This is a genomic window from Methylomonas sp. AM2-LC, assembly GCF_039904985.1.
Taxonomy (GTDB): domain Bacteria; phylum Pseudomonadota; class Gammaproteobacteria; order Methylococcales; family Methylomonadaceae; genus Methylomonas.
In genome coordinates this window covers 516,459-527,929 of the sequence record NZ_CP157005.1, presented here as the reverse complement: position 1 = coordinate 527,929, position 11,471 = coordinate 516,459, and the positions used below count along the sequence as shown (strand labels likewise).

Annotated in this window: 11 protein-coding genes; 4 read left to right on the top strand and 7 right to left on the bottom strand. The window is 42.3% G+C overall.

Annotated elements, in window-relative coordinates; translation table 11 throughout:
- Positions 1-25: 25 nt before the first annotated feature.
- From ABH008_RS02490 to ABH008_RS02475, 4 genes are all read right to left on the bottom strand, one after another.
- Positions 26-685 (bottom strand): TMEM165/GDT1 family protein, encoded by a 660-nt coding sequence (locus ABH008_RS02490; RefSeq protein WP_347988292.1) that lies wholly within the window; start codon positions 683-685, stop codon positions 26-28.
- 11 nt (positions 686-696) lie between these two features.
- The gene (locus ABH008_RS02485; protein ID WP_347988291.1) at positions 697-1,626 is read right to left on the bottom strand and encodes a ZIP family metal transporter; all 930 of its coding nucleotides are present in this window, start codon (positions 1,624-1,626) and stop codon (positions 697-699) included.
- Positions 1,627-1,882: 256 nt separating this feature from the next.
- Complete coding sequence (locus tag ABH008_RS02480) at positions 1,883-2,767, bottom strand: carbon-nitrogen hydrolase (protein ID WP_347988290.1); 885 nt, start codon at positions 2,765-2,767, stop codon at positions 1,883-1,885.
- A 31-nt stretch (positions 2,768-2,798) separates the two neighbouring features.
- Positions 2,799-3,830: an agmatine deiminase family protein gene (locus ABH008_RS02475; RefSeq protein WP_347988289.1), complete on the bottom strand. Its 1,032-nt coding sequence runs from the start codon at positions 3,828-3,830 to the stop codon at positions 2,799-2,801.
- Between the two features lie 545 nt (positions 3,831-4,375).
- Between ABH008_RS02475 and ABH008_RS02470 the strand changes: the two genes are divergently transcribed.
- A complete protein-coding gene (locus tag ABH008_RS02470) occupies positions 4,376-5,806 on the top strand; it encodes an IS66 family transposase (RefSeq protein WP_347985933.1) in 1,431 nt (476 codons plus the stop codon).
- A 27-nt stretch (positions 5,807-5,833) separates the two neighbouring features.
- Here the strand turns inward: ABH008_RS02470 and ABH008_RS02465 are convergent, their stop codons facing one another.
- Positions 5,834-6,391, bottom strand: coding sequence for a methyltransferase (locus ABH008_RS02465; protein ID WP_347988288.1), 558 nt, complete (start codon positions 6,389-6,391; stop codon positions 5,834-5,836).
- A gap of 214 nt (positions 6,392-6,605) precedes the next feature.
- Between ABH008_RS02465 and zwf the strand changes: the two genes are divergently transcribed.
- The 3 genes from zwf to yjgA all read left to right on the top strand — a co-directional run bounded on the left by zwf (position 6,606) and on the right by yjgA (position 9,322).
- The gene (zwf, locus tag ABH008_RS02460; RefSeq protein WP_347988287.1) at positions 6,606-8,096 is read left to right on the top strand and encodes a glucose-6-phosphate dehydrogenase; all 1,491 of its coding nucleotides are present in this window, start codon (positions 6,606-6,608) and stop codon (positions 8,094-8,096) included.
- A gap of 496 nt (positions 8,097-8,592) precedes the next feature.
- Positions 8,593-8,775 carry a hypothetical protein gene (locus ABH008_RS02455; protein ID WP_347988286.1) on the top strand — a complete coding sequence of 61 codons (183 nt, stop codon included), beginning with the start codon at positions 8,593-8,595 and terminating at the stop codon, positions 8,773-8,775.
- A 1-nt stretch (position 8,776) separates the two neighbouring features.
- Positions 8,777-9,322, top strand: a complete 546-nt coding sequence (gene yjgA / locus ABH008_RS02450) for a ribosome biogenesis factor YjgA (RefSeq protein WP_347988285.1) — start codon at positions 8,777-8,779, stop codon at positions 9,320-9,322.
- Between the two features lie 202 nt (positions 9,323-9,524).
- Here the strand turns inward: yjgA and ABH008_RS02445 are convergent, their stop codons facing one another.
- Complete coding sequence (locus ABH008_RS02445; RefSeq protein WP_347988284.1) at positions 9,525-10,046, bottom strand: YcxB family protein; 522 nt, start codon at positions 10,044-10,046, stop codon at positions 9,525-9,527.
- A gap of 17 nt (positions 10,047-10,063) precedes the next feature.
- Positions 10,064-11,362 carry an NAD(P)/FAD-dependent oxidoreductase gene (locus ABH008_RS02440; protein WP_347988283.1) on the bottom strand — a complete coding sequence of 433 codons (1,299 nt, stop codon included), beginning with the start codon at positions 11,360-11,362 and terminating at the stop codon, positions 10,064-10,066.
- Between the last annotated feature and the right edge of the window lie 109 nt (positions 11,363-11,471).

Here is an 11,471-nt window from a genome sequence, read left to right as displayed (position 1 = left end):
CTTTAACTCTGGTAAGCGTTGACATCTAAAACAGCCAAGCAGATAGCAACTTGGCTTCCAGCAAGCCGGTATAGGTTTTATAAACAGCGACACAAGCTAAAAGCAGAAAAATGCCACCACTCATTTTATGTAATAAGCTTAGCGGTATTTTTTGTAAAAATTTACGACCGGCAACAATCCCCAGCATTGCGCCTGAAATGAGCGCCAGAGAGGATCCTAGCCAAATGGCCAGCGGTTGAGCCGTACTGCTCAGTGCAACTACGGCCAATTGGGTTTTATCGCCAAACTCAGCAACAGTGATCAACAAAAACGTACTAAAGAAAATATTGTGATTACTTTTTTCGGGCAAACTAGGATCGTCTTCCCCGTCATCTTGCCACAGTGCATGCAAACCAAACACTATAAACAATAATGCAATGCATGCAGCTACAATGTAGTCTGGTAACCAATTGGCAATTGCAGTGCCAAATATTACGGCCAAACTATTTAAAAACAGAAAAGCGGCACTTGCACCACTAATTACGGGTAGGGTTCGATAGCGTGATGCCAGCATCACGCACATTAACTGACTTTTATCACCCATTTCTGCCGCTGAAATCAACGCAAAACTACTGCACGTCGACACAAAAAACTCTTTGATATCGGTATGCAAGAAAGGTTTTATTATTTCACTGAAAGCATCCATTGTTTATATCACTAGGTCAAAATCCGATCCAAAATCATCATAATAATAAAACCGATCATTAACGAGAAGGTAGCAATACGCGAGCGCCCATTGACATGTGTTTCAGGAATGATTTCTTCGGTAATAACAAAGAGCATGGCTCCTCCGGCAAAACCTAACGCAACAGGTAAAATTGAAGAGAACAGCGTAACCATGGTGATACCCAGGAATCCACCAACAGGCTCCACCAAGCCTGTCAGCGTTGCCAGACCAACGGCACGCCATTTGTTATAGCCCAGCCCCACCAGTGGCAAGGCAACAGCCAAACCTTCTGGTATATTTTGCAAGGCAACCGCAATAGCAAGTACCAACCCATTTTTAATTTCACCCGAACCAAAACTTACACCAACAGCCATACCTTCTGGAAAGTTGTGGATAGTAATGGCAATGATAAATAAAGAAATTTTTTGTAAAGATTCTAAGTGATGATTAGGTACACTATCAAAATGTAAATGCGGTAAACGTTTATCGGCAAAATGCAAAAAAGCCGCGCCCAGTAGCATACCCAAAGAAACTACCCACAAACCTTTTTGCGGCCAGATCTGATTGCCATATTCGATACCGGGCAATAATAAAGAAAATGCGGTAGCGGCCAACATGACACCTGCCGCCATGCCTAACATACTGGCAAACAAACGTTCAGAAATCTGTTTAAAAAACAAAGCGGGCAGAGCACCAACACCCGTTGCTAAGCCGGCCAAAATACTGGCGATAAAACCAATAACTACAGTTTTACCGAACAACAGATACAACAATCCAAAAAATAGCAACTGTGACAACAAAAACACACCGACTATCACCGCCCAGCGCTTTAAAGGTGGCAATTCCATGAGTGTCTGATACTGTGGCATTGCTACCAACCGCTGATACTGTTCTACAATGTATGACTCAATCACCTGCATGTTGCTCTCCCCATCTTATTATTATAAAAGCTTGAGAGGCAATTATACTGAAGCTGCACAAATATACGCTGATAAGTTTGCGAAGGCTGGCAATTAAAGGTTTCTTACAACGGGTAACCTCATTTGTAATACCTTAATGATAACTATTCATTGTAAAGGCAAGTTTTTATAGAATGGATGACCGATCAGGTCAGACACTCCGCAGTTGCTTCAACACAGCCCACTAGCTGTACAAATTTAGACTGAATAGCGACTCTTAATCTATATAACGCCTGACTAAATCTGCATAATTATCGATACGTCTATCACGTAAAAATGGCCAGATTTGCCGAACTTGTTCACTGCGAGAGGCTGTCAAAGTGGCAAACAACAAAGTGTCTTGCATATGATCAGCGCTGGTGATAATTTCACCCTGTGGACCCGCAATAAAACTATTTCCCCAGAAATCGATACCACTACCCTGATCTGGTGCTGATTCAAAACCAATGCGATTACAGGAAATAACGGGAATGCCATTCGCTACTGCATGACTACGCTGAATAGTAATCCAGGCATCCAACTGTCGCTGTTTTTCTAATGGGTCATCGTAGGGATTCCAGCCGATCGCAGTTGGATAAATCAATAGCTCTGCTCCGGCCAAAGCCATTAATCGTGCTGCTTCTGGATACCATTGATCCCAACAAATTAACACTCCCAACTTACCAATTGAAGTCGAAATAGGCGTAAATCCCAAATCCCCAGGGGTGAAATAGAATTTTTCGTAAAACCCCGGATCATCTGGGATATGCATTTTTCGAAAAGTACCGGCAATACTACCGTCTTTATCAAATACTACCGCCGTATTGTGATACAGGCCTGGCGCTCTTTTTTCAAAAATAGTGGCAACAATAACAATGTTATGTGTTTTAGCTGCCTCAGCCAACACAAAACTACTGGGGCCTGGAATGCTTTGCGCAAGATCAAAACAAGCAGTATCTTCACTTTGACAAAAATAATGGTCAAGATGTAATTCCGGCAAAACCACCAAGTCTGCTTGTTGTTGTGCTGCCAACTCAATCTGCTGGAGTGAATAAGCAAGATTACGTTCCCGACCACTATTGCAACTTTGTTGCACTGCGCAGGCAATAAGAGAGTTTTTCATAAAAAACGAGCCTATCTATAATATCTTCGACTTAAAAGTTTAAGGTTACAAAAGCCGGAATCTGCATGCTGGCGCAATGCAAACTGCCATACTGATGGACTAAAGCCCGACAGGGTATAGGAATGATTTCATGCGAGGGAAAACAGGCACTTAAACGCTCCACAGCCACTTTATCCATATCATCCTCATAAACAGGCACCAACACCGCACCATTTATAATTAAAAAGTTAGCATAATTAGCCGGTAAAGGTGCGCCTTGCTCATCGACAATGGGCTTAGGCAAAGGTAAAGGGACCAATTGATAGGCTTCCCCATCGCAAGTGGTAAAAGCTTTTAATTGTGCTTCCATGCTTTTAAGCCCCAAGTAATGCGGATCGTTCTCATCATCACAACAGGTATAAGCAATGGTATGGCTATCGACAAAACGTGCTAGCGTGTCGATGTGCGCATCGGTATCATCACCCGCCAGATTATTCTGTTCTAACCATAAAATACGTTTAGCTCCCAGATAATTCTGCACTTGACTGCTTATCGATTCTGCCGATAAGGAGGGATTACGGTTAGGATTGAACAGGCAGTTTTTGGTAGTCAATAGTGTTCCCGCACCATCCGACTCGATACTACCTCCCTCCAAAACCAAATTAACTGTCGCAGTAGGATGCCCCTTAAAAAGGGGATGGGCAAACAATGTCAGATTTAAGGCATTATCTGCTTCATGAGGATATTTATTACCCCAGCCGTTAAATCTAAAGTTAAGCAATTGCAACTTAGCTTTGGGATGCTGCCATTCCATACTTAAAAACACGGTATCCCGCAACCATATATCATTATATTCAGCATGAATATAATGAATAACCGGATTATTACCTAACTGGGCTTGAATGTGCTCTTGATGCTCACCATTTTTGCACAAAATAAGCAAGGGCTGAAAGCGGCTGATGGTGGTGGCTATCAACTGATAATTGCTTTCTACCGCCGACAGATTAGTAAAGTCGCCGCTTGTATGCGGCCAAGCGATAATGACTGCAGATTGCGGTTCCCATTCAGCTGGAAAACGGATCATGTGTGACTCCCTGAATATAATTAGTTATAGTGGCATATTGTACCAACAAGCCAGCGGCATGCACACGATATGTAAATCTGTTTAATAACTATGATTGGGTAGTGCTGATTAGGCGACTATCAGTTTCATGTTTTACAATTTTCGACATAATCTGATAAATAACATGTTCGCCTGCTTCGTTTTTAGTACGAGCTTCAATTGATACAGAAAATCCATATTCTGGAGCAATCAATAATGGATCATGTTCTGGACCAACGAATTTAGAGTAAGGAATATAAATCGTAACTATTCAGCGTAAATAATTAAAAAAAAGCTTGACAAGGTTTTTGGTCGAAAAATAAAAAATTCAGTGAACTGCCAGCTTGTAGTGGAATGACGTATTTAGCTACGCATTCGGCAACTACAATTCCTCAATTGCAACATTAAATAGAAGGGTAGTGACTCTTGGTCGTTCGTGGCCTACATCGCAACCTCGAAGGCAAAAATCGACTTTTAAAACTGGCCTTATAATACCGCTAACAGTAACGGTTTAGCGGTATATTAGTTTGACTGTCGATAATATCAACATTGAAGACACCATCAAAAAAGTTCAGCAACTGATCGCTGATGAAGAGCATATGTCATCAGCTTTGCGTGCGACCTTAGAAGTCATGATCATGCTGATTCAAATAATGGCTAATCGTTTAAGCCTGACTAGCCGAAATAGCAGCAAACCGCCTTCTACGGATCGTTTTAAAGATCAAGACAAAGTCAGTGGCGATGACGAGAACAAAGGCAAAAATAGAAAGCGCGGTGGGCAGTTCGGTCGGATAGGTACAACTTTAAAAAAAGTGGACGATCCCGATGAAATTGAAATTCTGGAATTAGATCGGGCGACTTTACCACCAGGGAACTATCAGGAAGTTGGTTTTGAGATCCGCCAAGTATTTGATATTGAGATTCAGCGCCTTGTGACCGAATACCGCGCTCAAGTTCTGGAAGATCAATTTGGCAAACGTTTTACAGCCTCTTTTCCGGTTGAAGTCACTAAAGCGGTGCAATACGGGAATGGCGTCAAAGCACAGGCCGTGTATTTGTCTCAATATCAACTCATTCCCTACCAACGTGTTCAAGAGCAATTTCAGGATCAATTCCAACTACCGATCAGTGTCGGCTCAATCTTTGAATTTAACCAGCAAGCTTATCATTTGCTCGAACAATTTGAATTGAAACTCATCACGAAAATACTCGCCTCGTCCCTATTGCATTCCGATGAGACCGGGATCAACATCAATGGGAAAAATCATTGGCTGCACTGTATTTCGAACCAGCAATGGACGCTCTTTTACGCCCACGCCAAACGCGGCATGGAAGCAATAACCGCTATGAATGTTTTAACCCGTTTTACAGGTATTCTCTGCCACGATCACTGGAAGCCCTATTTCCAGTTGAACTGCCTGCATGCCTTATGTAACGCTCACCATTTGCGCGAGCTGACCTATGCCGAAGAACAAGAGAACCAAGCATGGGCTAAGGATATGCGAGAGTTGCTTGTTTCTATCAATGAGGCTGTTAAGGCCCAGGGCGGTGTTTTATCCGATTCTATAGCGGCAGGCTATACCGATCAATATCGGGCAATTCTTAAAGAGGCTGAGCAGGAATGTCCTCCCCCGCTCCCAGAGAGAAAGGAAGGACAACGGGGACGACTTAAACGCAGTAAATCGCGAAACTTATTGGAGCGGTTAATCAACTTTGAGCAGCAAACCTTAAGGTTTATGACTGATGCCAAGGTACCCTTTACCAATAACCAAGGAGAGAACGACATCAGAATGACCAAGGTTCACCAAAAGATTTCAGGCTGTTTTCGTAGTCAGGAAGGTGCTGATATTTTTTGCCGTGTTCGAAGTTATTTATCAACATGCCGGAAAAACAACATATCAGCCAGCGAAGCGTTGACACTGCTCTTTAATGGCAAATTGCCGGATTTTATACGGTGACGACCAAAATTCGCTGAGCGTGATAAATTACGCTGAATAGTTACTATAAATCCTAGAATTGCTATCAATGTAATCTATAACTTGTGAAAAAAATCTTTCTAAGATTTCCCTTCCACCATCTGCATTTAATCCGAACACCCCATTTGACGGGTAATAATTAAAATTGAATACAATGATGCCAAATCGGTTTAATGGCACTGATTTGAATAAATCACTATGAATAAAAGTAATGGGCTGCAACGCTGGATTTAATGCGGCATTCGCAATGGCACAATTTATAGCATCTTGATTAAAATCTACGCCAACTACCGATGTACAGCCTATTTTTTTTAACAGGAAAGCAAAATAGCCACTACCACAGCCCATATCTAAAGCACTATTAGTTGCTTTTTGCTGCAAAATGTAATGTCCGAAAAATGAGCTGGTTATACCAAAATCTGAGGGGAAAACGTTTTTGTCTATGTTTAAAGCGATACCATCCTGCTCTATCACATAAGGCTGCCGATCCAAATAGGAGGCTAATTCATCTTCTCTGGCCAAGATATCCATATAGTCACCTGTCAATGCAATTTTGTATTTTAACATACTCCAACGACTTACAACTTAGCGTTAGAGTCACTTTCTGTCACGTACACTTACTTTATATCCCATCAGCATCTATCAATATTTGCTTATTAGGTTTTTACAATTAAATCAATAACCTGCAATCTCTCTCCCAGCATAAACTTGCAACCGCTTGCACCGCCCCGCCACTACAGCGTAAAGTAAGCTTTCATCTACTCACTGCTTGAGAGACGCTATGACCAATACCGATGCTTGTACCTATGTGATTTTCGGCGCAACTGGTAATCTGGCGCGACTAAAGCTAATACCTGGTTTTTATCATCTTGATCTGGAAAATAAATTGCCGGAAGGCACGCGCATTGTTGCTGTGGGGCGACGACCTTGGGATACGGCAGACTGGCTAGCAGAAGTTAAAACCATGCTCAATGAAAAGGAAGGGGCAAATCTTGATCCTGAAGTATTTGCTCGTTTTAGCGCCCGCCTAGATTATCACCGCGGACAGTTGAATGAATTAAGCTGCTATGAAACGTTGACTGATACCTTGCAAGACCAACGATTTTCTAAAAACATGGCATTTTATTTAGCCATCAGTCCAGATGATTTTGGTACGACAGTAGAATTGCTGAGCCAGGTCTCTTTATTTAATGAAGAATATGGCTGGCGGCGAGTGATAATAGAAAAGCCGATTGGTTACGATCTTGATAGTGCCAAAGCGTTGCAAAAAAGCCTGGAACGCTATTTAACTGAGCAGCAAATTTACCGTATTGATCACTATCTGGGCAAAGGTATGGTGCAAAATGTTTTGGTGTTTCGCTTTGCTAATGTCATGCTGGAACCTCTGTGGAATCGCAATTACATTGATCACATTCAAATTACCCACGCAGAAGATATGGGTATAGGAAGTCGTGCTGAGTATTACAACAGCGCAGGAGCCTTACGTGACATGCTGCAAAGCCATTTGTTGCAATTATTGACATTAGTGGCCATGGAGCCACCTGTTTCCATGGATTCTGAAGCGTTAAGAGATGAAAAGGTAAAAGTTTTAAAGTCAATAAGGCCTATACCCAAATCTGCGGTACATGCCCAGGCATTTCGCGGTCAGTATGCCAAAGGCACCATTAGCGGCCAAAAAGTAAAAAGTTATTTGGAAGAGGATAATATTCCTGTGGGTAGTACCACGGAAACCTTTGCCGCCATGAAAGTTCTAATTGATAACTGGCGGTGGCGTGGTGTGCCTTTTTATCTACGTACCGGCAAACGCATGGCTGCGGGACAATCCAGTATTGCTATTTGTTTTCGGCATCCGCCGTTACAGTTTTTTCGCGATACGCATGTCAGTTGCATGAATCCTAACTGGGTTTTGATGGGTATACAACCGGAAGAATGTATTCGCATGGAGATGACAGTTAAAGAATCCGGCCTGGAAATGCGTACACGTACCACTAGTCTAGATGCCAGTTTTCGCCATCCCAATGAGCGTAAGGTTGATGCTTACGAAGATTTATTACTGGATGTGATGAAAGGTGATCGCTCGTTATTTTTGCGTTTCGATGAAGTAGAGTACGCGTGGCGTATAGTAGACCCGATTTTGCAAACCTGGGCAATGGAGCGTGAATACATTGCCACATATCCAGCAGGAACCTGGGGGCCCTCTGAAAGCCAGCGCTTATTTGAAAAAGAAGGCCAGTTCTGGCGGAACTCGTTAATGCCGGAATGCTCAACTTGAGTTGATGATGATACTAAGTCAACAAATTGAGCAATAACTTTTGCTGACCGCTTTCATACATATAAGTTAATGCGACACATTGCCAGTAAGCTTAAATAAACGAAATTTGTTGATATCAATCAAAACGGTTATGCACACATCTATTTTGGAAATTAATATTAAAAATGCTTGACAAAATAAGCTATTGAATTACAAGGAATTAAGCTAAGTCATTGATTTTCAATAATTAGAATACTGTATAAACTTTATACAATCTAACAAAAAGCCAATAAATTACAGTACTAAGACTCCATTAATAGCGTTAATCCACAGAGTTATCCACAGCTTTTGTGGTTAACTCTATTTTTACTTGTTAGGTTAGCCACTTAGCAGCTAAACTGCTACATATGGCTTAAGAATCTCCGCTTAGTCAATAGCATAAAATAAAGCAAGCCGATACTAATCTGCCAGGTTTGCTAAAATACTTTACCTGCAAATTTATACCTAAGGATAACGCATGCTTCCTGACTGGGAAAAACTGATAGTCGGAACACTGGCAATGTTGTTACTGTTCTTAATGTGGCCCGGCATTAAAGCAGCAATGGCGCGCAGCAAAAACGCACCATCTGACTGGCCTAGCCTATTAATACCGTTAGCTCTGGTAGTTATATTTGTGGTCTTTTTAATAGCAATGGTCTGAAATGAACGAAGAATTATACGCAGAAGAAGCCGATGATGGCGACGAAGTAGAATATTATGCAATACGCCCCAACAAAACACGGATTAAGCAGGAAATTGCGGGAGTACATGCCATGGCAGAAGAAATTACCCAATTATCTGCCAGCCATATTGCTGAATTTGAGTTACCGGAAAGCATAGAGCAGGCTTTGTTGGAAGCCGCCAAAATGGGGCAGAATTCGGCCAGAAAACGCTTACTAAAATATATTACCGCCCAGTTGCGTAATATTGATCTTGAGCCCATACAGGAAAAACTGGCTCGGATGAAAAATCAAAGTGCGCATGCTGTCCGTGAGCATCATCAAATTGAACGCTGGCGCAATGTGCTGGTGGCTGATACGGGTACACAGCAACTAACCAAGTTAATAAGTGAGTTTCCTAACGCAGATACTCAACATATTCGGCAATTACAACGTAATGCCCAAAAAGAAGCAAAAGAGGCCAAACCGCCCAAATCTGCACGCTTGCTATACCAGTATTTAAAGGAATTAATCAGCGGCGTGGAATAATGCAAACTGATTATAATCCGACTTGTTTATGAGGTTGAGTACCGGCCGACCGGCTCACCCGCTTTTCAAACCGCAGGACCGGTATTTTATTAACGAACAAGGCTGGTGGTTTTATACGGTGGATAAAATTAGTGGTCCGTATAAAACCAAAGCAGAATGTGTCAGTGCGTGCCGACTGTACATCCAACGTCGGGACGGCTTATTACCCTAAGCGCTCTATCATACCCTCTGCCTGCTTAGCGAAGGCTTTAAGATCACCTTTGCTAACCGTTTCGCGCGGAATAACCAAAGCAGCATCAATATCCACGTAAATAAATACATACTCTTTATGCTTTTCTACCCTGAGTATTTCTGCCCAAGGCGTTTTGTGTTTACCGCCTGGCGATTTTTCCAACAAACATTCAGGTTCTATGGTTAGATTGTGAATACCGAACATGGCTTTCTTTTCGGCTTCTGTGTATTTATTAAAAAACTGACGGCGCATATCCATTTTCATAAAATACGGCGAACTCAAGCCCCATACTATTGCCAACAATGTAATATAGGCTGTCGTCATCATATCGACATAGTAAACATAATAGAACATACCAATTGCCAACATAACACCCGGTACAAACAAACGGTTTTGACGGATTTTCTTCTGTAATTCGCGGTCATTGGCTAACCTGAGCTCGTTGAAGTGCAACAGGTCTTTTTCGCGGAATTCGTATTCAATTTCTAACATTTTAATTTACTCGGTAATTAATGCATTTTAATTTTAGCGTGGGTACTGCGCCGGAACAGATTAGACAAACTCAGCATAGCGGTGCGGAAATAGCCGTGTATAGCAATTTGGTGCATTTTATATAAGGATAAATAGACAACATAGGCAACAAAACCACCCACACTGACGGTACCCATCAAACTACCCATTAAACTACCCACAGTACTGTATTTACCCAAAGAAACCAGTGAACCATAGTCATGATAAACAAATTTGACTGCTGGTTTGTTGTATTGACGGTTAATCAATGTTTTAGCAACTGCCGAAGCTTGTTGATGCGCAGCCTGTGCGCGTGGTGGAACATTACCTGTATGGCCTTCCCAAACACAAGCGGCACAATCACCAATGGCAAAAATATTAGGATCGCTGGTTTGCAAGGTTTGATCAACGACTAATTGGTTCAAGTGGTTGGTTTCCAGACCATCCAGATGCTTCATCCAGTCAGGTGCTTTAATGCCCGCCGCCCACACTTTCAAATCCGCCTCAAACACTTCACCGTCGTGGGTATGTACTGCAGTTTCGGTCACTTCAGTAACACGACGCCCCAACTTAAGATCAATACCCAGTTTCACCAATTGTTGCTGGGTGGCATTGGACAAACGCGGCGGCAGGGCTGGTAATAATTGTGTTGCTGCTTCAATTATGGTAATTTTGACTTTATCCGAATCTTCTAGACCATAAGTTGCCAGAAGCTTGGTTACTTGGTGTAACTCTGCTGACAACTCAACCCCAGTTGCACCAGCACCCACGATTACTATGGATACTGGTTTGTCTTTCAGACTGTTTTGGCCGGCATAGGACTTGATGTAATAGGTTTCGACCAGTTGTTTTTGAAAGCGGTAGGCCTGAGTGGTGGTATCGATAAACATACAGTGCTTATCAACGCCTTTAATACCAAAGGTATTACTGACACTGCCAACGGACAATACTAAGGTATCGTATGTAAAGGTACGGCGCGGAATTAATTCAACACCTTGATCATTAAGAGTCGGGCTGACATAAATTTCTTTTTTTTCACGATTTAAGCCTTCCATTCGTCCTAAGCGAAACAAAAAATTGTTTCGGTGCGCTTGAGACAAGTACTCAATTTCTTCAGCTTCAGCCAGTGTGCCAGAGGCCACTTCATGCAGCAAAGGCTTCCAGATATGTGTTGAGGTTGCATCCAGCAGGGTAATCTCTGCCAATGCCTGTTTACCGAGTTTATGCCCCAAATGGGTTGCTAATTCAAGCCCGGCAGCACCGCCACCAACAATCACAATTTTATGCATATCAGTCATTACTTTCCCCTATCAGTCGTTCGCATGGCGAACCAGAAAATCGATCCCTGTTAATCAATCACCCTGTTTTGGGTATTATAACCAATCAGACTAATACTGATTGATTTTG

Coding starts and splice junctions, on each gene's coding strand:
- ABH008_RS02440 (WP_347988283.1), bottom strand. CDS start 11,362: ATGACTGATATGCATAAAATTGTGATTGTTGGTGGCGGTGCTGCCGGG.
- ABH008_RS02490 (WP_347988292.1), bottom strand. CDS start 685: ATGGATGCTTTCAGTGAAATAATAAAACCTTTCTTGCATACCGATATC.
- ABH008_RS02445 (WP_347988284.1), bottom strand. CDS start 10,046: ATGTTAGAAATTGAATACGAATTCCGCGAAAAAGACCTGTTGCACTTC.
- ABH008_RS02480 (WP_347988290.1), bottom strand. CDS start 2,767: ATGAAAAACTCTCTTATTGCCTGCGCAGTGCAACAAAGTTGCAATAGT.
- ABH008_RS02485 (WP_347988291.1), bottom strand. CDS start 1,626: ATGCAGGTGATTGAGTCATACATTGTAGAACAGTATCAGCGGTTGGTA.
- ABH008_RS02465 (WP_347988288.1), bottom strand. CDS start 6,391: ATGTTAAAATACAAAATTGCATTGACAGGTGACTATATGGATATCTTG.
- yjgA (WP_347988285.1), top strand. CDS start 8,777: ATGAACGAAGAATTATACGCAGAAGAAGCCGATGATGGCGACGAAGTA.
- ABH008_RS02475 (WP_347988289.1), bottom strand. CDS start 3,830: ATGATCCGTTTTCCAGCTGAATGGGAACCGCAATCTGCAGTCATTATC.
- ABH008_RS02455 (WP_347988286.1), top strand. CDS start 8,593: ATGCTTCCTGACTGGGAAAAACTGATAGTCGGAACACTGGCAATGTTG.
- zwf (WP_347988287.1), top strand. CDS start 6,606: ATGACCAATACCGATGCTTGTACCTATGTGATTTTCGGCGCAACTGGT.